Annotated in this window: 27 protein-coding genes; 18 read left to right on the forward strand and 9 right to left on the reverse strand. The window is 62.2% G+C overall.

All coding sequences use genetic code 11. The features are described 5' to 3' along the window. Positions 1-33 precede the first annotated feature (33 nt). Positions 34-1,377, forward strand: coding sequence for an MFS transporter (locus tag KJQ96_RS23195; RefSeq protein WP_213288824.1), 1,344 nt, complete (start codon positions 34-36; stop codon positions 1,375-1,377). A gap of 153 nt (positions 1,378-1,530) precedes the next feature. On the opposite strand, the gene KJQ96_RS23200 is transcribed toward KJQ96_RS23195, so the two are convergent. Together KJQ96_RS23200 and KJQ96_RS23205 are read right to left on the reverse strand one after the other, a co-directional pair. Beyond that, positions 1,531-2,769: an alpha/beta fold hydrolase gene (locus KJQ96_RS23200; RefSeq protein WP_213288825.1), complete on the reverse strand. Its 1,239-nt coding sequence runs from the start codon at positions 2,767-2,769 to the stop codon at positions 1,531-1,533. 18 nt (positions 2,770-2,787) lie between these two features. Then, entirely contained in the window at positions 2,788-2,940 is a 153-nt protein-coding gene (locus KJQ96_RS23205) for a hypothetical protein (RefSeq protein WP_213288826.1), read from the reverse strand. Between the two features lie 44 nt (positions 2,941-2,984). Here KJQ96_RS23205 and KJQ96_RS23210 point away from each other — a divergent pair, with 44 nt between their 5' ends. After that, positions 2,985-3,920 carry a tripartite tricarboxylate transporter substrate binding protein gene (locus tag KJQ96_RS23210; protein WP_213288827.1) on the forward strand — a complete coding sequence of 312 codons (936 nt, stop codon included), beginning with the start codon at positions 2,985-2,987 and terminating at the stop codon, positions 3,918-3,920. A 91-nt stretch (positions 3,921-4,011) separates the two neighbouring features. Here KJQ96_RS23210 and KJQ96_RS23215 read toward each other — a convergent pair whose 3' ends face one another. Next, positions 4,012-5,595 (reverse strand): hypothetical protein, encoded by a 1,584-nt coding sequence (locus KJQ96_RS23215; protein WP_249734403.1) that lies wholly within the window; start codon positions 5,593-5,595, stop codon positions 4,012-4,014. A gap of 316 nt (positions 5,596-5,911) precedes the next feature. Here KJQ96_RS23215 and KJQ96_RS23220 point away from each other — a divergent pair, with 316 nt between their 5' ends. The 5 genes from KJQ96_RS23220 (at position 5,912) to KJQ96_RS23240 (ending at position 9,843) form a co-directional block, all read left to right on the forward strand. After that, positions 5,912-6,121: a cold-shock protein gene (locus KJQ96_RS23220; protein ID WP_057847389.1), complete on the forward strand. Its 210-nt coding sequence runs from the start codon at positions 5,912-5,914 to the stop codon at positions 6,119-6,121. Between the two features lie 259 nt (positions 6,122-6,380). After that, entirely contained in the window at positions 6,381-7,553 is a 1,173-nt protein-coding gene (locus KJQ96_RS23225) for an acyl-CoA desaturase (RefSeq protein ID WP_213288863.1), read from the forward strand. A 40-nt stretch (positions 7,554-7,593) separates the two neighbouring features. Then, positions 7,594-7,830 carry a hypothetical protein gene (locus KJQ96_RS23230; protein WP_213288829.1) on the forward strand — a complete coding sequence of 79 codons (237 nt, stop codon included), beginning with the start codon at positions 7,594-7,596 and terminating at the stop codon, positions 7,828-7,830. Positions 7,831-8,025: 195 nt separating this feature from the next. Then, a complete protein-coding gene (locus KJQ96_RS23235) occupies positions 8,026-8,826 on the forward strand; it encodes a lytic transglycosylase domain-containing protein (RefSeq protein WP_213288830.1) in 801 nt (266 codons plus the stop codon). Between the two features lie 210 nt (positions 8,827-9,036). Next, on the forward strand, positions 9,037-9,843 hold the full coding sequence (locus KJQ96_RS23240; protein ID WP_213288831.1) for a lytic transglycosylase domain-containing protein: 807 nt from the start codon (positions 9,037-9,039) through the stop codon (positions 9,841-9,843). Between the two features lie 184 nt (positions 9,844-10,027). On the opposite strand, the gene KJQ96_RS23245 is transcribed toward KJQ96_RS23240, so the two are convergent. Further along, a complete protein-coding gene (locus tag KJQ96_RS23245; RefSeq protein WP_213288832.1) occupies positions 10,028-10,870 on the reverse strand; it encodes an SDR family oxidoreductase in 843 nt (280 codons plus the stop codon). A 143-nt stretch (positions 10,871-11,013) separates the two neighbouring features. On the opposite strand from KJQ96_RS23245, the gene KJQ96_RS23250 reads away from it, so the two are divergent. The 6 genes from KJQ96_RS23250 to KJQ96_RS23275 all read left to right on the forward strand — a co-directional run bounded on the left by KJQ96_RS23250 (position 11,014) and on the right by KJQ96_RS23275 (position 16,346). Continuing rightward, positions 11,014-11,415, forward strand: a complete 402-nt coding sequence (locus KJQ96_RS23250) for a response regulator (RefSeq protein ID WP_213288833.1) — start codon at positions 11,014-11,016, stop codon at positions 11,413-11,415. A 50-nt stretch (positions 11,416-11,465) separates the two neighbouring features. Then, entirely contained in the window at positions 11,466-12,083 is a 618-nt protein-coding gene (locus KJQ96_RS23255) for a LysE family translocator (protein ID WP_213288834.1), read from the forward strand. A 658-nt stretch (positions 12,084-12,741) separates the two neighbouring features. After that, entirely contained in the window at positions 12,742-13,965 is a 1,224-nt protein-coding gene (locus KJQ96_RS23260) for a GGDEF domain-containing protein (RefSeq protein WP_213288835.1), read from the forward strand. A 48-nt stretch (positions 13,966-14,013) separates the two neighbouring features. Then, positions 14,014-14,637: a peptidoglycan recognition family protein gene (locus KJQ96_RS23265; RefSeq protein WP_213288836.1), complete on the forward strand. Its 624-nt coding sequence runs from the start codon at positions 14,014-14,016 to the stop codon at positions 14,635-14,637. A 234-nt stretch (positions 14,638-14,871) separates the two neighbouring features. Further along, positions 14,872-15,204, forward strand: coding sequence for a GIY-YIG nuclease family protein (locus KJQ96_RS23270; protein ID WP_213288864.1), 333 nt, complete (start codon positions 14,872-14,874; stop codon positions 15,202-15,204). Between the two features lie 242 nt (positions 15,205-15,446). Further along, positions 15,447-16,346: an EamA family transporter gene (locus KJQ96_RS23275; protein WP_213288837.1), complete on the forward strand. Its 900-nt coding sequence runs from the start codon at positions 15,447-15,449 to the stop codon at positions 16,344-16,346. 107 nt (positions 16,347-16,453) lie between these two features. Here KJQ96_RS23275 and KJQ96_RS23280 read toward each other — a convergent pair whose 3' ends face one another. Genes KJQ96_RS23280 through KJQ96_RS23295 form a run of 4 tightly spaced genes read right to left on the reverse strand, consistent with a single transcriptional unit; the run spans position 16,454 to position 18,920 of the window. After that, a complete protein-coding gene (locus KJQ96_RS23280) occupies positions 16,454-16,924 on the reverse strand; it encodes a DUF1178 family protein (protein WP_213288838.1) in 471 nt (156 codons plus the stop codon). Beyond that, positions 16,921-17,799, reverse strand: coding sequence for a carbon-nitrogen hydrolase family protein (locus KJQ96_RS23285; RefSeq protein ID WP_213288839.1), 879 nt, complete (start codon positions 17,797-17,799; stop codon positions 16,921-16,923). Before KJQ96_RS23285 ends, KJQ96_RS23280 begins: the two co-directional genes overlap by 4 nt. Continuing rightward, positions 17,796-18,068 (reverse strand): glutaredoxin 3, encoded by a 273-nt coding sequence (gene grxC / locus KJQ96_RS23290; RefSeq protein WP_213288840.1) that lies wholly within the window; start codon positions 18,066-18,068, stop codon positions 17,796-17,798. Before grxC ends, KJQ96_RS23285 begins: the two co-directional genes overlap by 4 nt. 42 nt (positions 18,069-18,110) lie before the next feature. Next, positions 18,111-18,920, reverse strand: coding sequence for a ComF family protein (locus tag KJQ96_RS23295; RefSeq protein WP_213288841.1), 810 nt, complete (start codon positions 18,918-18,920; stop codon positions 18,111-18,113). Between the two features lie 78 nt (positions 18,921-18,998). Between KJQ96_RS23295 and KJQ96_RS23300 the strand changes: the two genes are divergently transcribed. Then, positions 18,999-19,844, forward strand: coding sequence for a methyltransferase domain-containing protein (locus KJQ96_RS23300; protein WP_213288842.1), 846 nt, complete (start codon positions 18,999-19,001; stop codon positions 19,842-19,844). Between the two features lie 170 nt (positions 19,845-20,014). Here the strand turns inward: KJQ96_RS23300 and KJQ96_RS23305 are convergent, their stop codons facing one another. Continuing rightward, positions 20,015-20,248 (reverse strand): hypothetical protein, encoded by a 234-nt coding sequence (locus KJQ96_RS23305; RefSeq protein ID WP_213288865.1) that lies wholly within the window; start codon positions 20,246-20,248, stop codon positions 20,015-20,017. Positions 20,249-20,716: 468 nt separating this feature from the next. Between KJQ96_RS23305 and KJQ96_RS23310 the strand changes: the two genes are divergently transcribed. The 4 genes from KJQ96_RS23310 to KJQ96_RS23325 all read left to right on the forward strand — a co-directional run bounded on the left by KJQ96_RS23310 (position 20,717) and on the right by KJQ96_RS23325 (position 22,135). Then, positions 20,717-20,986, forward strand: a complete 270-nt coding sequence (locus KJQ96_RS23310; protein WP_213288843.1) for a hypothetical protein — start codon at positions 20,717-20,719, stop codon at positions 20,984-20,986. Next, positions 20,979-21,275, forward strand: a complete 297-nt coding sequence (locus KJQ96_RS23315) for a hypothetical protein (RefSeq protein ID WP_213288844.1) — start codon at positions 20,979-20,981, stop codon at positions 21,273-21,275. The genes KJQ96_RS23310 and KJQ96_RS23315 overlap by 8 nt, the downstream gene beginning before the upstream one ends. A 46-nt stretch (positions 21,276-21,321) precedes the next feature. Next, positions 21,322-21,606: a DUF1488 domain-containing protein gene (locus KJQ96_RS23320; RefSeq protein WP_213288845.1), complete on the forward strand. Its 285-nt coding sequence runs from the start codon at positions 21,322-21,324 to the stop codon at positions 21,604-21,606. 274 nt (positions 21,607-21,880) lie between these two features. Further along, positions 21,881-22,135, forward strand: coding sequence for a hypothetical protein (locus KJQ96_RS23325; protein ID WP_213288846.1), 255 nt, complete (start codon positions 21,881-21,883; stop codon positions 22,133-22,135). The last annotated feature ends 477 nt before the right edge of the window (positions 22,136-22,612 follow it).

Genomic DNA, 22,612 nt, shown 5'->3' on the forward strand with positions numbered 1-22,612 from the left:
TGTTCGCCTGGACGAACGGAAGGGGTGGTGGTGATGCTGGCAACCTCCCGCGCGAAGAGCGACCTCAAGCCGGTGCTGATGGCCTGCTGCCTTGCCATGCTGGCTGTGGGCGACAACAGCACGGCGATCATGGCGGCGCTTCCCGACATGAAGGGCAGCCTGCAGCTTGGTCCGGCGGAGCTCGAATGGGTGGTCAATGCCTATCTCCTGACCGCCGCCATCTTCATCATTGTGGGCGGCGGCGCGGCGGATCAGCTCGGCGCGCGAAGGTCCTCGATTGCCGGCATCGCCATGTTCGCACTTGCGTCGCTGCTCATCGCGCTGGCGCCGGCCGGCTTCGTGGTGGTCGGCGCGCGGGCGCTGCAAGGGCTGGGAGCCGCGTTTGCGGTGGCCGGCACGCTTGCGGCGGTGACCGAAGCCGCACCTGACGAGGGGCGCCCCGAGGCGATCGGCGCCTGGACCGGTTTTCTGATGCTCGGCTTCAGCATCGGGCCGCTCCTCGGCGGAGCCGTGACGCATTACGCGGGCTGGCGCTTCATCTTCTGGCTGAACGTCATTGCGATGGTGCCCGCCGGCCTGATGCTGCTGCGGCATCCCGGCACCGACGGCCGGCGCGCGATTTCGATGGACTGGGTCGGACTTGGCCTTCTCGCACTCTTCATGGTGATGCTGATATCGGGATTGCAGGCGTTGGCACATGTCCGCACCAACCCGCTGTCTGCCATCCCGCTCGTGCTGACGGCGATCGCGTTTCCTCTATTGCTGCGGACGCAGACGCGGCGCCTTCAGCCGCTGGTCGACTTCTGCCTGTTCGCGAACCGGAATTTCGCGATTGCCGCCGGCCTCTTGTTTCTCGTGATGTTCGACATCATGACGCTGCTGCTCTACTACAACCTCTTTGCGCAGTCCGCGGATGGGCTCGGCATATCAGCCGTTGCGGCGGGCCTTTCCCTTGTGCCGCTCTCGATTGCGCTGTTTGCCTTCGCGCGCGCGGCTCCCTCTATTGGAATGAGCATCGGCGTGCGGCGCATGCTGACAGGCGGATCGCTCCTGCTTGCGCTCGGCTGCGCGATCATCTGGTCGTCGTTTCAGATCGAAGCAAGATTCGCTCTTCTGATGCCCGGTCTCTTTGTCGCCGGCGCTGGAATCGCGCTCATTTACGCGTCGGCGCCGCGGCTCGGACTTGCAACGCTGCCTCAATCGCAGGCGGGGAGAGGCTCTGGGTTACTCAATTCGTGCAGCTTTCTCGGCGGCACGGTCGGGGTGACCTTCGGAGGTATCGTCTTCGCGCTGACCGGATTTCCCGGCGTGCTCGTGCTGCTGGGAATTTCGGCGCTGGCCAGCGCCGTGCTCTGCCTTCGGCTGCACGCGGATTAATCCGCTCATCTAAGCGAAATCTGCAAATATCCGTCTCGTTTCGACTGTGATCCGCGACCATCCTCGGACGTGTGCATCACCTGCTGAGACCGCTTTCTGGTCACCCGCATTCAAGCTCGAGGGCCGCGGCCATCTGGCCGCCGCTACGCCGATTCAGACGTCTAACAAGAACGTCTCAATCTCGCCGATGAAATTTGACCAGGCGGGCTCGCCCGGTATGGGGACGCTGTTTTCCGAGTCCAAGACCGCGAATTTTGCGTTCGGGATGGACGTGGCGATGCGGCGTCCCTCGTTAAACGGCGCTGCATTGTTGTTACGACAGTGAAGGACCAGGGTTGGGGCAGATACCTTCGGCAATAGATCGACGATATCGATCTCGTCAACGGCGTATCGGTTCATGATCGCGTTTTCGACCGACGTCGAGAGGCGCAGCAGGTTTGCGTACCACTTGATCTGCTCGGCCGAAGCACCGGGAAGAAAGACAGAGCTGAAGATCCTCAGCAGAGCGGAGTTATCGTCGCCCCATCCCTGCCGCATGATAGCAATCAACGCCTTCGCGATTTCAGCATCTTTCGGGGAGGCGCGTTTGTTGCGGCCGAGCGCAAAGCCGCCGTGAAGGATCAGTTTCGACACACGTTCGGGATAGCGGGCAGCGTGAGCGATGGCGATTGCGGCTCCCTGCGCTATGCCCAAGATCGCGTAACGATGCAGATGCAGAGCATCAACAACCGCCTCCAGGTCGCGTTCGAACGTTGCGAGGGAAATGCCGGTGATGTCTCGATCGGAAAGCCCGAAACCTCGACCATCATAGCGAACGAGCCGGACGCGGTCGGCGAGGAAACGACAAAGCGGTCCGCGGATGGGACTTTGCCAGTCGTACTCGACATGGGTGGCCCAGGTGGGAATACACACAAGCGGCATGCCCTGGCCCACACATGCAACGGCAATGTTGACGCCGTCTTGGGTTCGGCAGAATGTGAGCTCCTGATGACGCGAACCGATCGTTAGAGGTCGGCTATCCAGTTCCCCATCGGATAATTCGGCCGCGAACAAATAGCCCCGGCGCGGGACGGTTTTGACGATCTCGTGGGCATCGTCGGACAGCGCTTCGCGGATGTCCTTGATGCATTGGACGAGCGAGTCGTCGGATACGAACACGTTGGGCCACGTTGCCTTGATCAGCTCTTCCTTGGAAACGAGCCGGCCGGCGTGCTCAGCGAGATAGCGTAGCACATCGAAGGATTTCGGCCGAAGTTGAAGTTCCCGCCCGCCGCGCATGATCGCGCAGCGCTGCAGGTCGAGGGCATAATCGCTGAAGCAGAGCACCCTGGGAGAGCCGGAATGCATCCTGACCTCCACCGCGACCTTCAAAATGAAGCTTACCACATTCACCGATATTTCGGCGGAATTTCATTGCGCCCTCGTTACGCCGAGCGTCCGCCGTGGCACCGTCGGCTTAGCTGCCCCGCCGCGCCGCTTGGAATTGCCCTGCGCAAACCCGCAAAGAGCTTCGCCGGACAGCGATACCGCGAGGAATGGGGTTCCCTGAAGGGAGGCAGTCATGAAGTTTCTGCATTCGTTGGTGTTGGTTCTTGCCACACTTAATTATGTCCGTTACGGCGGGGCCAGTTGCACTGGCGCTGGATTACCCTGTCCACACGGTTCGAATTGTCGTCGGTTTCGGACCGGGCACATCTGCAGATATTGTTGCCCGCTTGCTCGGCGATAAGCTTTTCCAGGCATGGGGGAAGCCAGTCGTGATTGAGAACGCGGTGGGCGCCAACGGCAATATTGCCGGGGAGCGCGTCGCAAGGGCTGAGCCGGACGGCCATACGCTGCTGCTCGCGGCCAACCCGGTAATCGTAATCAATCCCAGCCTCTATGAGAAAATGCCGTTTGACCCCGTCCGGGATCTTGTGCCGATCTCTCAGGTGTGCGCTTACGCAAACATCCTCATCGTCAACAACGACGTGCCGGCGAAGAACGTGCAAGAACTGGTTGCGGTCGCACGCGCCCGGCCGGGCACACTCACCTACGGATCCTCAGGATTTGGTTCAACGCAGCATCTCGCCGGAGAACTGCTGAAATCGATGGCGAAAGTCGATATCCTGCACGTGCCGTATCGCAGCGCGTTTGGGCAGGAGATAGTCGCTGGACGGCTCAGCATGGCGTTTGTTCCTCCCACCAGTGCGTTGTTACCCCTCGCGCGCGATGGGAAAGTCAGGGCACTCGCGGTGACATCGTTGGAGCGATATGCCGGCGCACCCGATCTCCCGACCATGGCGGAATCAGGCTTCCCTGGCTTCGATGTAACGGTATGGTTCGGCCTGATGGCGCCTGCCAGAACTCCACCGGCGATTATCGAAAAGCTGCACCGCGAAACCGTGAGGATTCTCGCGATGCCGGAGATGCGCAAGCGATTCGATGATCTTGGAATCAAGCCGATTGGCAACTCACCCGCGGAATTCGCTGCCGCTGTTGACGGCGAGATTCCGAAATGGGCAAGCCTGGTACGAGGATCAGGTATCAAGCTGCTTGATTAGATTGCAGTCCGTCGCGGAAACGACGTCGAAAAAAGCAAACTTGCCGTCGGGATCGGTCCGGGTTTCGGCATCGGCATGAAACGCATCGAGATTAATCGCATGCCGGATTTTTGGCATCCCCGACCGTGAGAAAAGCAATCGCGGCAGGTCCGATCTCGATCAAGCCCGGCGGCGATGTCACGGCAGCGAGCGGCGGAAGATCGTCATTGGGGCCGAGCTCCAAGACCGTTCCATTCAGCTTCACGCTTGCGCTTTGCAGATGATCCGCCGACAGCGTGTAACGCTCGCTGGCTGCGGGCAATCGCAGCTTTGCGGCGCTTGTCTTGTCCGTATTGATGGCGAGCAGCGTGACGGCGCCACGCACGCCTCGCCGGCAATGCGCGTAGAGGTGCATCCCCTGATGCACGCCGGCGTCGAGAACGGTCGTGCCCATCAGCCTGCGCCAAAGCAGCGCCGCCCAGTAGTTCGGCCGCGGCCGCAACGTCGTCTCGTCAAGCAGGCCGTAATCGCTGGCAGCCAGCGTGTTGTGCGCCACCATCTGGACGCCGGCCCTGGCAAGCCGGCCGAGCTGATCGAGATATCGGAACGTATCGAGGAAAGTGGAAGCCCAGGGATTGCCGCCGCAGGCGGCCTCGGCGGTTTCGGTCAGCCACATCGGCTTGTCGGGCGCAAACTCGTCCCGGAGCGATCGGTAGAACGCAAGCGTTTGCTCCGTGCTCTTAAGCCACGTTTCCGAAAGCGCGGCCTCTGGTGTGGTTTGACCCGGAATTCCGGAGCATCGTTGCGAGAGGGCGCCGTAGTGATGATAGGAAAAGGCGTCGATGCCGGGACCGGATGCGGCAAGCAGATCCCGCGTACGAAGAAAATCGGAGCTGGATTGCGGGGGTGATTGCGACGCTGTTGTCTCGCCGATCGAACCAGGGCCCAGAACAATCACATCCGGTTGGTTGTTCCTGATGAACGCAACAAAGGCTTTGAAGTCCCGTCCATAAGCTGCCGCGTCGTATCCTTTCGGTGCGCCGCCCATGGCTGCCAGTGTCGGCTCGTTCATGAACTCGGCGGCAGCAATTCTGCCACCGATGAATCTGGTGTAGGCGAACAACCGACGCGCCTGATCGCTCTGCCATCGGCCCGCCGCGTCCCGGGCACCGGGGCTTATCGCCATTGACGTCACGACCCCTGCGCCGACCGCGCGGGCAAAGTCGATGACGCCTTTCCAGCGCTCGCGGCTTAGCACCGCACGGAAGCCGTTGGGCGGCGTCGAGGGCTGATCGCTTTCTGCAAAGTAAGTGCTATTGGCCCAGGTGCCGCTAACGCGCAAATAGGCTGGGGCCAGCGCCGCAGCCAATATACGCAGCCGGCGGGTCGACAGGTCGATCGGCTCTCGATAGGCGTAGAGGTCGGGGTTCGCACTCGCCGGCATATTTTCGGCGTTATCGGCGCCGCGAGCCGATGGCGTTGTGGCACTCGAGCTGTAGGGTTTCCAGAAGCGTCCGCCCGTGACCTCGACCATTTCCACATTGTACGATTGAAAGCGCTCGTCGATGGTGCCGAGACGGGGCAGTCGTGAAGGGTCCACGGAAAGCATTGGCGCCTGCGCGGCCGTCTTCGGGATTGCCGCGAGCGCGGCGATCACAATGCCCATTCCGACTTTGAAACCACTGGACCTGGTCATGGCCATTGTCCCTGGAGGGGCGCCCGCCGGGCAGCTCGTAAGGCACGCGCCGGTGGGCGGTGCCGACCCCCGCAGCATTCTCTTCCGCGGAGCGAAGGGGAACCATTGCAGTTGGCTCATTGCCAAAGAAATTGGAAGCCACTTGCGAAATGATCGAATAACAGCCATGTATGATCAATCGAGTTTTCGGCCGAACGACTTGGCCTTGCCGCTCATAGCGCGCCTGACTGACGACCCTCCCCCAGACCTCGAAATTAGCCTGCTGCGTTCTCGAGCGCGGTTCCAAACATACATCTATCTTGAAGGACGATCTCCCATGAATACGGGAACTGTGAAGTGGTTTAACAGCCAAAAGGGTTTCGGCTTCATTCAGCCGGACCAGGGAGGCCCAGATGTTTTCGTTCATATCAGCGCTGTCGAACGCGCCGGCATGAGTGCCCTCAACGAGGGACAGAAGGTTTCCTTTGACGTCGTTGCAGATCGCCGGACCGGCAAATCTGCCGCGGAAAATCTGCGCGCCGCGTAAGCTGCCGCAATCGACGCCATGCTGCTTTGACCACGGATGTACTGGCAGAGCATTTGGCTTTAGCGACTCCGCGCCGGGTTTACCGGCCGCGGAGTTCTTTTTTGAGTATCGCGGGCAATGCCGCCAAGGCTCGGCCTTCAAGGGTCGGCCTTCAAGACTTGGCCTTGAGCAGTCTGTTGGCGGTGACCTGCCCGTTGAAACAACTGAGGTTGGGAACGTGCCTACCAATATCAATCCAGATCAGGAACATGATGACATCATGTACCCGCAGGTCCTTCCGTTTCTTTTGGTCCACGCAGGGTGTGTCGCGGCGTTCTGGTCGGGCATCACATGGCAAGCGACTGCAATTTGCGTCGTTTTATATTGGCTGCGTATGTTTGCGATCGGTGCCGGGTATCATCGGTATTTCTCACACCGAGCTTACTCGACAAGCCGGGTGTTTCAATTCATCCTTGCATTCCTTGCCCAAAGCAGCGCTCAGAAAAGCGTCCTTTGGTGGGCTGCGAAACACCGACATCACCATCTTCATTCAGATTCCGAGCTAGATGTGCATTCACCCCGGCACAAAGGCTTCGTGCACAGTCATGTCGGCTGGATCTTCTATCGACAGCACGATGCAACCGATCTGGTAAAGGTTTCGGATTTTGCATCGTATCCTGAGTTGATGTGGCTGCACAAATTCGAGGTTTTGCCAGCGGTCATGATCGCTGGTCTCTGCTTCCTCATTGCCGGATGGCCGGGCTTGGTGGTCGGCTTCCTCTGGAGCACTGTCGTTCTGTATCATGCAACGTTTTGCATCAATTCCCTGGCACATGTTCACGGACGCAAGCGGTATGTTACGGGCGATGATTCCCGCAACAACTGGCTGCTGGCTCTCGTTACGATGGGTGAGGGCTGGCACAACAATCATCACGCCTACCAGAGCAGCGCTCGGCAGGGCTTCCGTTGGTGGGAGATTGATGTGACCTATTATGTTCTGGTGGGCTTGTCCTGGCTCGGGATTGTCTGGGATCTAAAGAGGCCGCCGGAGCCGGTTCTGCGCAATGAGCAGCGGTTGGGATCACGAATACTAAGCCGAACGGCTGAGCAGCTCGCTAGACGCTTCAACCCCGAACACATCGCGCAGGCTATCAAATCATCAGTCCACGAGACCGAATTGTCGTCGGTGCGGGATGCGCTGCTTCTATTGCAGCAGCGGGCCGATTTGCGTTGGAATCTGCATCCGCCTCACATGCCAACTCGTGACCAGCTACTCGCTGCAGCCCAGGAGATGTTCGCGAAGACCAGATTTTTGGACGACATCGTCGAGCGTGCATATGGGGTCCTGATCGAATCTGTCGGATCTCTATTGATCAGTCCACCTCGGTTGGCAGTGGCAAATCCGAAATCGCAAGCGAGCATGGATAGCATACGCCCGTCCTCAAACGGCTGATGTCTCATTCTTGTGTAACAATTTTCATAAGGAGCAGTGTATGCGTAAACTTCCCAAGCCTACCGAACAAGAGATCAATGAGGGACCCCAAACAGTATCTTTTCAGATTGCGAATGGAAACGCGCGGCAGGGCTGCATACTGCAAACCAGCTTTCCTACGAAGGCACAGGCGCAGAAGTACCTTCTCGCGAATTGGCCGACTATCGAAAAGATGGCTCGCGACGCTCTCGCCACGGGGACCGTTGAAGGTGGTCAGCTCAAGCTCACCATGATCTAAGCAGCCTATGCGGACAGAGCAGGCAGCGTTACGTCGCTATCATGATCGTCTTGATTCATAACTGGCCTCGTGGGTAAGACCGGCATGTGGCCGCACGCGCCATACCCGGATTTATGAGTAGACGCCCTAGACCGCCGCCAACCTTCCGTTAAGCTGGCCGCGCGAGCGAAAGTCGGTAAAGCCGAGGAACTCCGGATGTCCAAGAGCAAGAGACTTACGACGGCCACTTTCCTGACCTTGGCTATCTTCGCATCCGCAGGCGCCTACGCCCACGCCGCCCAATGCGGCACCTCCGCCGCCGGATACGAGTCCTGGAAGCAGCAGTTCGCCAGCGAAGCCCGCGCCAAGGGCATCAGCGCCTCGACGATCCAGGCCCTGATGGCGACGAACTACGCGCAGGCGACCATCAATGCCGACCGCGGCCAGCGTAGTTTCAAACTCTCGCTCGAGCAGTTTCTGGCCAAGCGCGGCGCCACAACCATCGTCGCCAGGGGGCGGCAGCTCAAGCAATCGCAGGCCGCGCTGTTTGCCTCCATTCAGAGCCGCTACGGCGTGCCGCCGGGGCCGCTGCTCGCCATCTGGGGCATGGAGACCGGGTTCGGCAGCCAGCGCGGCAATCAGAACATGCTCGCCTCGATTGCGACGCTCGCCTATGACTGCCGGCGCTCGGAATATTTTACGGAGCACCTCTACGCCGCGCTGCAATTGATCGACCGCGGCGCGCTCTCTGCCAGCCAGCGCGGCTCGATGCATGGCGAGGTCGGCCAGACGCAGTTCATGCCAAAAGCCATTCTGGCTTACGGCACCGGCAATCTCGAAAACTCGGCCAACGCGCTGATGTCGACAGCGAACTTTTTGAAGGCCCATGGCTGGCGCGCGGGCGCCGGCTATCAGCCGGGCGAGCCGAATTTCGCCGCCATCCAGGCCTGGAATGCCGCGGGCGTCTATCAGAAGGCGATCGCGCTGATGGGCCGCCAGATCGACGGCGGGGAGTAGGGGCTTTCACCACCGACGCCATTCACCGTTGTCCCTGCGAACGCAGGGACCCATAACCACAGGCGCCAATTGTTCAAGCGAAGGCCATCAACCGGTCCGCTTTAACAATATCGGCCGCGGCGTATGGGTCCCCGCGTGCGCGGGAACGACGAGGTTTCGCGCGCCGTTTTCCCATGGCATGATCGGCACGAGACGTAACAAGGGATTCGCATGCGCATTTTTCGTTGGGCCATTTTTCTCGGCGCCGTCATCTTCTCCACCCCCACCTACGCCGCCCGCTGTGGCGGCGATTTCAACACCTTCGTTTCGGCGATGGCGGCGGAGGCGCAGGCGGCCGGCGTGTCGCAAGCGGTGATCGGCCAGGCCTTTGCCGGCATCACGCAGGATCCGGCGGTGCTCGCTTTCGACCGCCGACAGCGCGGCACCTTCAACAAGACGTTCGAGCAATATGTCTCCACCCGCGTCGGCCCCGGACGCATCAACATCGGGCGGCAGATGCTGCTGAGGCACGCGTCACTGCTGGCGCGCATCGAGCAGAAGTTCGGTGTGCCGCCGCAGATCATCGTCGCGATCTGGGGGCTGGAGAGCGATTACGGCAAGGGCGACATCGGCAAGATGCCGGTGATCCGCACGCTGATGACCATGGCCCATGATTGCCGCCGCACCGAATTGTTTCAGGGCGAATTGCTGGCCGCGCTGAAGATCGTGCAGCGCGGCGATCTCCCCCTGCGCGACCTGACCGGCGCGTTCGCCGGCGAGATCGGCCAGACGCAGTTCTTGCCGTCGTCCTACATCAAATACGGCGTCGATTTCGACGGCAACGGCCATGTCGACCTGCGCCACAGCGTGCCCGACGTGCTCGCCTCCACCGCGAACCTGCTGCACGTGTCAGGCTTCAAGGCCGGCGCGCCATATGGCGAGGGCACTGCGAATTTCGAAGCCATGCGGGAGTGGAACAGGGCGACGATCTACCGCAAGACGATTGGGTATTTTGCGGACCGGCTGGTGGCGCGCTAGCTCCCATTATTCCGGGCTCGATGCGACAAATCCACTTTCGTCGTCCCTGCGAAAGCAGGGACCCATACGCCGCGGCGGCTATGAGAGTGGCAGTATGTGTTGCATTCCCGCTCCAACAACAGCACCGGTGGTTATGGGTCCCTGCGTTCGCAGGGACGACAGCCCGTTGTGAGTGTCGCGTCGCTCACTTCGGCTGCGCGCCCATCTTCTCGATCCGCTTCGCCAGCACCGCCCAATAGGTCGCCGGGCGAAACCGCTGCAAGAGGTCCATGAACTTCGCGTCGTTGCCGATCAGAATGCGCGGCTGGTTTTTCTCGATGCCGAGAATGATGCGTTGCGCCGCGGCCGCCGGCGTGGTCCTGGCGATCGCGTCGAAACGCTCGATCGATTCGGCGCGGCGCGCATTGTCGGCGATGCCGCTGCCGGTGCGGGAATTGCGCACGATGTTGGTCAGGACACCGCCGGGATGCACCACGGAGAGCCTCACCGGGCTGTTCGCCATCGCGAGCTCATGCCGCAGGCTTTCCGAAAATCCGCGCACCGCGAACTTGGCGGCGCAATAGGCGGTCTGGCCGGGCGGGGGGACGATGCCGAAGATCGAGGAGAGGTTGACGATATGCGCCTCCGGCTTCGTCGAAAGATGCGGCAGGAAGGCGCGCGTGCCGTGCACCACGCCCCAGAAATTGATGTTGATCAGCCATTCCATCTGCGCCTGGTCGACCTCATTGAAGGCGCCGAGCAGGGCGACGCCGGCATTATTGATGACGATGTTCAGCTCCGGATCTGCGGCGATTGCCGCGTTGGCAAATTCCCGGATCTGGGCGGGCTCGCCGAAATCGACGCGGTGGATCGTTACCTTGCGCTTGTTCGCTTTTCCGATCTCGGCGGCCACCTGCTGCAGCCCGGCCTCGTCGCGGTCGGCGAGCGCGAGATCGCAGCCACGCGCGGCCAGTTCCAGCGCTAGCGCGCGGCCGATGCCGCTGGCGGCGCCGGTCACGGCGGCCGCGCTTCCGGATATCGCAGTCATCTCGGATCGAACTCCTTGCAGGTCGAAAAAATAGGTGGGTTCCTGCGAACTTTCGCAAATTGGAACTGAACCATAAAGCGGTTTCCGCGCTTAGTGTCGAATACCCGACAGAGGCGGCGACGCGATTCTGAGAGGAGACTCACATGGGACAATCCAAACCCCATCGCGCAACGGCCCTCATTGTCGAGGACGACCCGATGCAGCGGAACATGATCTGCCTGCTGCTGGAGGAGAGTGAGGTCGATGTCATCGAATGTGAGAGTGCCGAAGCCGCTGAGCAGGTGCTGGAGCGCGCAGCCGGCAGTCTGGTCTTGATGATGACCGACGTGCAGCTTGCCGGCAACATGGATGGTGTCGAGCTCGCGCACATCGCAAGGAAGTACAACCCCGAGATGGGCGTGATCGTCACCTCTGGCAAGCCGCTGCATCAGGAATTGCCCGACGGCGTGCAGTTCTGGGCCAAGCCCTGGGCGCCGCTCGACGTGATCCGCGAGGCGGAGCGCATGGTCTATGCACGAGAGCACGGCGGCGGACCGCGCCCGTGAGCGCCGCAGCCCTGCTTTCGCGCCAAATGTCGTCGTGTTAATAGCAGGGCATGACCCTGTCGTTCCTGTTGACCTCGCTGATCGTGGTCGCTTCCCCCGGCACCGGCGTGCTGTACACGCTGGCGGTGGCGCTGACACTGGGCGCACGGCCCGGTATCGCGGCCGCCTTCGGCTGCACCCTCGGCATCGTGCCGCATATGCTGGCCGCCATGCTCGGGCTCGCCGCCGTGTTGCACACCAGTGCTTTGGCTTTTGCCGCGCTGAAATGGTGCGGCGTGGCGTATCTGCTTTACATGGCCTGGCAGGCGTTGCGCGAGACGGGCGCGCTTGCGATCGACGCGCGTCCGGCCGCGAAGGTGCGCTCCAGCCGGCGCGTCATCGTGACCGGCGTCCTGGTCAACATCCTCAATCCAAAACTCTCGATCTTCTTCCTGGCCTTCCTGCCGCAATTCGTCGCGGTCGACGAGCCGCATCCGCTGGCGCGGATGCTGGAATTAAGCGCAGCCTTCATGGCGATGACGTTTGCGGTGTTCGCGCTCTACGGCCTGTTCGCGGCCGCGATGCGCGACCGCGTCATCACCCGGCCGAAGGTGATGGCCTGGCTGCGCCGCAGCTTTGCAGCGGGATTTGCCGCGCTCGGGGCGAAGCTGGCGCTTGCGGAGCGGTAGATTTTCGCGTGGCCGTCAATGCAGGCGCAGCAACGCCATCCATATTGAGTTGGTAGCCGCAAATAAAAAGGCGGACCCGCGGCCCGCCATTCTCCAAAATTAACCCCGGAGTTGGGAGCCCGGGCGGAGCTGAGCACTCCACCCGGGCCGAAATTCACTTCTTCTTCGACTTCTTGGCCTTCTTGGCCTTCGCCTTTTTCGCCTTCTTCGCTTTCTTAGCCATAGTATCCTCTCAAGGTTTTCATGGATTGAAACGCGACACCGAGGCATGCTTGGCGGAGGGCCAGCCTCGCAACATCCTCGCACACGATCCCAGCAGATTCGCAGGCTGCTGCCGCGTGCCGTCATGGCGGTGTCATCACGTTATCCACAGTTGTTATGCATTTTGATGCGATTTTTGGCCGAAACGAGCATCGCCGCTGCCGCTCGCATGCGCGCGCATCATGCTTAACGATGTCCGAACGCGCGCGATCTTCATCAATTCAAAACCACGGTTTGGATTGGCCGGCGGCCATCACGGTCCGTTAAGCGGCGCAGATGCATTTGTCCGGTAAGACGACGGGGATTGTTGTGGGAGAAGGCTCGGGGCGCGCGCGGAAGTCCCTGGCGGTCGTTAGACAACAGGGGAGAGGGGACGCGTGCGCGTCCTGAGTTCGCGATGCTGAGCGTTCCGACGCTGTGGACGGTATTCGTCATCAATTTTCTCGCGCTGGGCCTGATCTGGGCCTACGTCATGCGCTGCTATCCGTCGTTCGAGGCAGCGCGGTTCTGGACCGGCTCGGCGTTCACGGCGGCGGCGGGCGCTGCGATGGCGACGCTGCGCGTAGTCTTCGCAGATTCTCTCGTGCCGTTGCTGTTCGCCGGCACCACGCTGGTACTGGCGATCTGCCTTGCCACGATGGGAATTCAGAAATTCTTCACCCGGCCCGTTTCGTGGCTTCACACTGCGTTGACCACCGGCTTTGCCTTTGTCGGTCTGTCCTTTTTCATTTTCGTCTACGACAGCGTGCCAGCGCGGATGACCGTCTTTACGATCGCCCAAGTACTGCCGATGGCGCTGGGCCTGAAGCTGTTGCTGACCACGCACGAAGGGCGCATCAATCCGGGCGCCCGGCTGGCCGGCGTCGTCACCATCATCATCATGGCCATTCTCGCGGTTCGGTTGACCGGCGCGGTCACCGGCATGGGGCCCGGCTTCTCCTACATGCATTTCACCCCGGCGCAGTCGGTCGTCATCCTGGTGCTGGTATTTCTGTCGATGTCGCTGAATTTCGGCTTCCTGCTGATGGCGATGGACCGGTTGCGCAACGAGGTCGCGGATCTGGCGCTGCTCGACGACCTTACCGGCGTCCGCAATCGCCGCTATCTGGTGCAGCGGCTCACGGAAGAATGCGCGCGCTCCGAGCGCAGCGGTCAGCCCTTCGCGCTGTTGGTGATCGATCTCGACGGCTTCAAGGGCATCAACGATACCTACGGTCACGCCGCGGGCGACGCCTGCCTGCAGCATTTCACTCTGATGGCGCAAACCCGGCTGCGGCCCGGCGACATGCTGGCACGCACCGGCGGCGACGAATTCTGCATCGTGTTGCCGTCCTCGACGCTGCGCGAGGGCGCGATGATCGCGCGCCGCGTGCTGGAGGTCTGCCGCGCGGACGCCGAACAATGCACCGGCAACGACATTCCGATCGCCGTCTCGATCGGCGTCGCACAATGGAGCCGCGAGATGGGCGGCTTCCCCGATCGCCTGATCGCCGCTGCCGACCATGCGCTGTACGACGTCAAGAAGGCCGGCCGGAACGGCTTTGCTGTCTACGATCCGGCGCCGCCGCTGGTGCCCGAGACTGAGGCGGCAGCGGACGCGGCCCTCCGCAAGCAGGCCTGAGACGTGCTACTAAGGTTCGTCACTGGACCAGTCACGAATTTTCGGGTCATGAATTTTCGCCTCGTCGCGGCGGTACTGTTCGCTCTCTCGCTTCCTGCTTGCGCCTCCGCGCAATCGCCCGACCTCGCCGCGATCGCGCGTTCGGCGGGCACGCCGGATATTCCCGGCTTGAAGATGGTCTGGCTGGCGCCATGGGGCGATCTCGCAAAGGCCCATCCCTGGCGCAACATCATCGTGCATCAGACCGAGGGGCCGGCGGGCTCCGCGCGCGGCGGCGCGCTGGCGCAATCGAAGAACCCGACGCGGCGCGGCGTGATGGTCTGGGTCGAAACCGACGGCACGGTGTACTGGGCGGTCGGCGAACATCTCGTTCCGACGCATGGCGACGGCGCCAACCGCAACGACAACAAATATATCGACAACGGCCCGACCTATCGTCAGGTGGTCGGCAGCAATTCGGTCGGCGTCGAATTCGCCGGCAATTATCCTGATGTGACGCGGGGCCCGACGGATGCGCAGATCGCAGCGTGGCGTATTCTGGTAAAGGTGCTGCGCGCGCGTTACGGCATTCCGCTCGATCGCGTCTATGCGCACAACTGGATCGACTTCAAGGACGCCCGCTATTGCGAAGGCTGCGCCCTGGCAAAGATGGCGCGGGAGTGGGGCGAGTAGGCATCGGGCATCGTCTGTCTCACATCCGCCGCGGCGCATTGGTCGCTTGCGTGCCGCCTTCGCTAAAGCTTCGGCGAGCCCAACGTCAAACCCCGGCGAAGCCTTGGCGAAGACGGGTCGTAGGGAAGACGGAATAGAGGCGAGAACCCCTCAACTTGTCGCCCCTGCGAACGCAGGGGCCCATAACCACCGGCTTTCATTGTGTGATAAAGTGTCTGCTACAGCGCTTCCTCGATAGATCACGCGGTATGGCTCCCTGCATTCGCAGGGACGACGAGAGCCGCGCATGTATGCGTCTACATCCTCGCGAGCCGGCGTCATGGGACGCTGTATATCGGGGTGACCAATTCGCTGGCGAAACGGATGGAGCAGCATCGCAACGGCGAGGGGTCATCGTTCGTCAAAACCTACGGCGTTTACCGGCTGGTTTATGTCGAGGCGTTCGAACGAGCGGATGAAGCGATTGCGCGGGAAAAGCAGCTCAAGCGCTGGAAGCGGGATTGGAAGATCGAGCTGATCGAGCGAGAGAATCTGGAGTGGCGGGATCTTAGTGATTTGATTGTTTGAGGCTCGCCATCGCACGTAATCGCCGTCGTCCCTGCGAACGCAGGGGCCATAACCACCAGCTTACATTGCTGAAGCGTAGCCGTCTCGCCGTGTGCCATTTCCGCGGGCCGCCGCGTATGGGTCCCTGCGTTCGCAGGGACGACGGTGAGTTTTTGCCGCACGCAATCCTGTCATGACGCCGGTTCTGTTGACCTGACGCATCGCGGCCGGCACGGTGCAGCAGCATCCTGCCGGTATTTCCCATGCTCTCCGTCGCCACGCTCTGGATTCCCTTCACCATCATCGCTGCGCTGGGCCAGGTCGCGCGCAATGCGATGCAGCGGTCGTTGACGGGGCCGCTCGGGACCTGGGGCGCGACCAATATCCGCTTCCTGTTCGGCTTTCCGTTCTCGATTCTGTTCCTGGCCGTGGTGCTGGCGGTGACCGGCGACAAGGTGCCGTGGCCGGCGCCCGTGTTCTGGCCGTGGCTGCTGCTGGGTGCGCTCAGCCAGATCGTCGCCACCGGCATGATGCTGGTGGCGATGAACGACCGCTCCTTCGTGGTGACCACCGCGTATCTCAAGACCGAGGCGATCCAGGCCGCGATCTTCGGCTTCATCTTCCTTGGCGATCACCTCACCTGGCTCAAGGTGATCGCGATCGTCATCGCGACGGTGGGCGTGGTGATCACGGCGCTGCGGCCCGGCGGCGAAAAGAGCTTTGCGGAGATCAGGCCGACCATCGTCGGCCTCGTCGCCGCAGGCTTCTTCGCATTGTCGGCGGTCGGCTTTCGCGGCGCCGTTATTTCCGTGCCCGGCGTGACGTTCGTAACCGCAGCGTCCTGCACGCTGGTGTTCGGCCTGTTCGTGCAGACACTGGTGCTGACGATCTATCTGCTCGCCCGCGCGCCCGACGTGCTGAAGGCAATTTTGCGGTTGTGGAAGCCCTCGATGCTCGCAGGTTTCATGGGTGCGTTCGCCTCGCAGTTCTGGTTTCTGGCACTTGCACTGACGGCGGCGGCAAACGTGCGCACGCTGGCGCTGGTCGAGGTATTGTTCGCGCAGGCCGTGTCGTATTACTCGTTCAAGCAGCCGATGTCGGCACGCGAACTGTCCGGCATTGTGCTGATCGTGGTGGGCGTGGCGCTATTGGTGGCGGTTTGATTCGGGAGCCGTAGGGTGGGCAAAGGCGCGCTTGCGCCGTGCCCACCATTCTTAATCGCGCGAGACAATGGTGGGCAAGCTGTCGCTCTGCCCACCCTACGGCGTCATCAATTCCTATCTTCCGGCAGTACCGGCAGCGGGGAGACCTCGACGCCTTCGTCGATCAGCGCGCGCGCCTCATCCGGCGTGGCTTCGCCGTAGATCGGGCGGTGCTCGATATCGCCGTAATGCATCTTGCGCGCTTCGTTGGGGAAGCGCTCGCCGACATTGTCGGCATTCTTGACGATGTGATCGCGCAATTCCTTCAGCTTGGCGCGCAGCTCGCGCTCCTGCGCCATCAACAGCGGCGTCGATTCCGATCCGGTTGCTTCCGCAGGTGCGGCCGGCGTAGGCGCGGCTTGCTCGCGGCCCTTCCTGCTGACGATCTGCGGAGCCATGATGGCGCGCTCGACCTTGACCGAGCCGCAATTCGGGCAGCTCACCAGCTTGCGCTTTTCCTGGGTCTCGTAAGCCGCGGAGCTTTGAAACCAGCTTTCGAAAGCATGGCCCTTCTCGCAGCGAAGGTTGTAGCGGATCATGCCGAGCCCCGGACGAGGTGCAGATGCTCGGGGCCGGCCTTGGGATCGGCAATGCCGAAGCGTCTGCCATGCTGCAGCGACGGCACGGCTCTCCGAGCCGTCTCGACCCTGGATGTGTCGATCTCAGCAAGGAACACGCCGGGCTCGACGCCGCCCTCGGCGAGGATCTCGCCCCAGGGGCCGATGATCAGTGAATGCCCGTAGGTCTCGCGCTTGTTCTCATGCATGCCGCATTGCGCCGCAGCGAACACGAAGCATCCGGTCTCGATGGCGCGGGCGCGCAATAGCGCGTGCCAATGTGCCTCGCCGGTCTTCCTTGTGAAGGCCGAGGGCACGGTGAGGAACGACGCGCCGGCTTCGGCCAGCGCGCGATAGAGCGCCGGAAACCGCACGTCGTAGCAGATCGTCAGCCCGATCCGCCCCCACGGCAGATCGGAAATCACGGCAGTTTCGCCCGGCTGGTAGTTGGCGGATTCGCGATAGCTCTCGCCGCCGGGCAGGTCGATATCGAACATATGGATCTTGTCGTAGCTGGCGAGCAAATTGCCGTCGGGCCCGATCAGGAACGAGCGGTTGACGGCGCGCTCGGGCGAGAAGCGCAGCGCCAGCGAGCCGATATGAAGATGAATCTTCAGCTCCGCGGCCAGCGCGCGATAGGCTTTTAGCGAGAGGTCGTCTGCTTCCGATGCAAGATGCTCGAACAGCGCCTTGCGGTTCAGTTGCATCATGTTGCTCACCTCGGGCGTGAGCACGTAGTCGGCGCCTTGCGCTGCGGCCTCGCGGATCAGGTTGATGCCCTGTTCGAGGCTCGGTTCGGGCAGCAGCCCGGTGCGCATCTGCACCATCGCAGCGGTGAAGGTGGAACCAGCGCTCATGAGGGGGCCTTTTCTCCCGTCAGCAAGGCGTCGAGCTTGCCCGCGCGGTCCAGTGCATAAAGCTCGTCACAGCCGCCGACATGGGTTATGCCGATGAAGATCTGAGGGAAGGTCGAGCCGTGGCCTGCGCGGTCGTACATCTGCTCGCGATAGGCCGGGTCGGCGGCCACGTTCCGTTCGGTGAACGCGGCGTTCTTGCGCGTCAGCAGCGATTTGGCGGCGGTGCAGTAGCCGCAGCCCGGGCGGGTATAGATTTCAATGGCGGTCATGGCGCGCTCTGATTGGCAGTCTTTGAATTGCAAGTCTTTGAATTATATGGGAGCCCGGTGGCTGTCCACAACCCGCGCGAATACCAGCACGTCGACCTGCGCGGCCTTGGCGCGCAGTAGCGCCCGGGCGCAAGCGTCGGTCGTGGCGCCTGACGTCAGCACGTCGTCGATCAGGATGACGCGGCGGCCCTGGATGTCGGCCACGCGGTCGGCGGCGACCTTGAAGGCGCCCTGCACATTGCTTGCGCGCTGTGGTCGGGACAGCCCGATCTGCTGCTCGGTTGCGCGAATGCGACGAAGCGCCTCAGAGGCCAGTTTGACGCCGGTTTGGCGCGAAATCACCCGCGCCAGCGCGCCGGACTGGTTGTAGCGGCGGCTCCAGCCGCGCCGCCAATGCAGGGGAACTGGCACCAGCACGTCGGCTTCATCAAGCAATTCCTTGCCCGCACGGGCCATCCAGCGGCCCATCGCGGGCGCCAGATCGGTGCGATCCTGGTACTTCAGCGAATGAACCAAGGTTCGCGCGACGTCGTCATAGCGCACTGCGGCGCGGGCGCGCTGGTAGGCCGGCGGATTGGCGATCGCTTCCATCGACAGCAATTCGGGGCCGGGATCATAGACGAAGGGGATGCCGAGCCGCGGACAGAACGGTGGCGCGATGAACGACAGTTTCGCCCAGCATGTCGCGCAAACGCCCTCGCCATGGACCGGTTCGCGGCAGGAAACGCACTGCGTCGGCAGTGCGATGTCGAGCGCGAGCCGCGGCAGATGCGCGAATGCGTCGCGGCAGGCGCTCAACGCGCCGCGAAGCTGGCTGGAGATGGAGCGTGGTGGTGATGCCTCGGCGTCCATGGCGTGAGGCTAGCGCTGTGCCGCGTGCGGCTCAAGCACGGCATTGCCAGAGATAGGCAGCCAGCGTACCAACCGCGCATGGCTTCGAACCCGGTCAGCGCGCCCATCCTGTTCGACCGTGCGCTCTTGCGCGCGCGGCTTGACCGCGCGCGGCGCGGCGGGCCGGCGACATTCCTGCTCGATCGTATCAGGGAAGATTTCGAAGAGCGGCTGCAGGCGGTGACGCGAAGTTTTGCCGATGTGGCCGACATCTGGACGCCCGGCGAGCTCCTGCGAAAGCCATTGGCCGATCGCTTCTCATCCATCACCCGCATCGATGTCGATCAATCCGAAACGCTGCGCTTGCCGCCGCAATCGCTCGACCTCGCGGTCTCCGCGCTCGCGTTCCAGTTCGTCAACGATCTCCCCGGCGTGCTGGCGCAGATCCGCCGCGCGTTGAAGCCGGATGGGCTGTTGCTAGCAGCGATGATCGGGGGCGATACGTTGACGGAGCTCCGGCAGAGCTTTGCCGCGGCGGAAGCCGAATGCGAGGGCGGAGTGTCGCCGCGCGTCGCGCCGTTTGCGGATTTGCGCGACATCGGCAGCCTGCTGCAGCGCGCAGGGCTCGCGCTGCCGGTCACCGATGTCGATCGCGTCGTGGTGCGCTACGACAGCGCGTTTGCGCTGATGGCTGATATCAGGCGGATGGCGGCGACCAATATCCTGATCGAGCGGCGGCGCACGCCGACCCGCCGCGCCACCATGCTGCGTATGGCGCAGATCTACGGCGAGCGCTTTGCCGACGCCGACGGCCGCATCCGCGCGACCTTCGACGTGATCTGGCTGTCCGGCTGGGCGCCGCATGAGAGCCAGCAGAAGCCGTTGAAGCCCGGCTCGGCGAAAGCAAGCCTGGAAGCGGCGGTGAAGAAAACTGCTCCCAAATAGACAACCTAAAGCGGGGTGAGATTGGGCCGTGTACCCATAACCCGTCGGCGCGACGCGACGAAGACTATGTCCGCTTTGCCCAGTTTGCGACCAGGCTCGCGCGGCGGCGCAATATGTCGCGAAGGGCCAATAGCAGCCGATCGTTGAGAGATTGACCGGTTCAACCGGAGCTATTTCCTCCTCCCTGGTATGAAGCTCGGCTGCCAGGTCGCGGCCTTTTGGCTGGGCGCCGCGGCGATGACCTTGACCTTTTCTTTCTTGGGCTTCTTGGCTTCGCGGTTGCCTCGTTGCTGGCTTTTGGCCATGGCAGTCTCCTCCTGTTTTTCAAGATGATTGAATTCGTCTGACAACAGGACCTGCCCGCGCGGGGTGCAGATCCTCACGTCGATGTAGCCTTCTTGCACGAACTGCCTGGCCTTCTTCAGCGCGGCAGCCGCCGTGACGCGGCCGAGATTTCGCGGGCCCCTTCATGGTTGCCACTGACCCGGTATTTCAGTTTAGGAATGGAGGACGGCCACCGCGATCACCACGATTGCAAGCAGCAGCGGGATGATGACGGGCGGTACGATCCACTCGGCCAGGCGAAACTGCCGCAAGGGGATGCTCCTCCGCTTTGTGGCGGGAGCGCGCGCGGCCCTCAGTCACCGGTGGATGCCGTGGGAAACGCGGTGATGGCTCACCCTACGCTGATGTTCCAGCAATAGCGAACGCCAAAACGCTTCGCGCCGGCCGCGGCAAGAGCGCGCAGGAAGCGAAAAGGAACTGCCTCCATTCGCCGCGCGGCAAGAAAGCGATGGCTATTGCGGCGGAGGGGGCGCATGCTGCTCTGCGGGCAGCGCCGGCGCCGGCACTTTTGCGAAAGGCAGGCGCGCATGACCATCCGTTCCCGACGTGAAGTCGTCACCTTCAAACATCCGCTCCGGATCAGGGGCATCGATCGCCTGTTGCCCGCCGGCGCCTACGAGGTCGTCACCGATGAGGAGACGATCGAGGACCTTTCGTTCGCGGCGTTCCGCCGCGTCGCCACCATGATCAAGGTGCCGGCGGAAGGCTCGCGCGGGTTGGCGATGGAGGTGGTCTCGATCGGCCCGGTCGATTTGTCGGACGCCCAGCGCATCGACGCGAGCACATCCGATGACTGACGAACCACTCGACCTCGACAGCCACCGCGGCATGGCGGCGCAGAAAGCGACCGACATCCGCCGCGCGCTGGCGGAAGTCGAGACCCATGCGCGGGAGCTGCGCGAACGGCGGGCCGAGATCGAAGATCACCTGCTGGCGTTTCCCGCCGCGTCGTGGCCGGAGGCGGCCGCCAAGGCGCGCTACATCCTGAAGCTGTATGCCGCAGGACTGGCGCCGGAAGACACAAGGCATCGCGACCTCGTCGCGGCCATCCTCGAGGACTTTGCCCGGCTCACTGAGCAGGGCTGAGGCAAAAGAGGGCTGCGATCGCGGCGCCGCGTAAGGAGTAGGTCACATGATGCTCACGCACGGACGCTTCATCAGTTACGAGTACGACAGGATGGTGGTGCTGTTCTCGATGCTCGACGGCAACAGGGAGATCCCTTGCGCGGTCTCGACCTCCGCCATGGATGAGCTGGATGGTGTGGTGCGCGCGAGAGCGGGCCAGCGTGAGGGGCAATTCATGCGGTTGCGCGAGCGCATCGAGGCGTGCGCAGCCGACAAATATCGGGCGACCGAGTTCGAGGGCACGCCGCCCGGAATTGTCCTGCGCAGCATCGATTTCCGAAAGCTGCGATAAGACCGCGCGGCTCGCCGCGGCACATGAGGAAGTGCTGCTGTCGGGGTTAGCGACCGCTCCATGCGCTCGGCAGCACGCAAACGAACGCCCGCTGGCAGATCCGATGGACGCGGTTCATCTACATCGTTTCCCGCAGCCGACGCGAAAGTTTCTAAGAGCTTCGGACTAGCCATAGGGTGGCTCAAGCCCCATATTACTAGTATCACTGATCGTAAAAAGGCTTCAGTGACTGAGAGACCGTAACGTGCTCCCGCCGCCCAACAGGAGGGAGCCCATGAATTCGATCATCTATCCATTGCATTTTCAGCGAAGGTTCGAGCGCCGCTGGGCTTCTAGAATGGTCAGCGAGCCGCGCCGCTCTCCATCACGAGGGACCAATACCTGCAACTGCGGACAACTTGTCACTGCCCCGGTCAGTTCAACCTATTTGCCCACGGGCGTTGTCAACGAATGGCGGTGTTCCGCTTGCGGCAACAACTGGGAGACGATTGCTGATCCCGGCGCGGGCTCAACGAAGCCAGCTCAATGAGCCATTGGCCTGCCTTGTGCTCGGCAGAGGCGGCGCGGCGGTGACCGAGGCCGCCCCATAAAGGCGGCTCTGATACAACAGCGAAAGAGCGCAGCGATTCGCACGGCTCGGCCTGAAGCAAGGAGGCTCTTGTGAAAGGCAATATATTCAACAGCAAGGGTAGTCACGTCGGTGTTATAGTGGGTCGAGAAATTTTCGACCGTAATGGTACGAAGCTATATGACCTCAAAGGGATCAACATCTACCGGCTGTCCGAGTTGATTGGTCATCTAAATGACGCGAGCGGTTCGGACAAGCGGCTCGATAAAGCGACCGACCGCTTGTTCACGTAGTCTCCCCCAGGCGCGGACTGTGGATGGAGCACCACGCCGAATGTCCGATAAGGGTCGAGGCTGTGTAAAAACGCGGACTTATGGTTGGGCAGCCCGACGAGCTGGCCTTGCAGCCTGTCTCATGCTCGGATCGCTTCGATCAATC

This window comes from Bradyrhizobium sp. sGM-13, assembly GCF_018398875.1.
Taxonomy (GTDB): domain Bacteria; phylum Pseudomonadota; class Alphaproteobacteria; order Rhizobiales; family Xanthobacteraceae; genus Bradyrhizobium.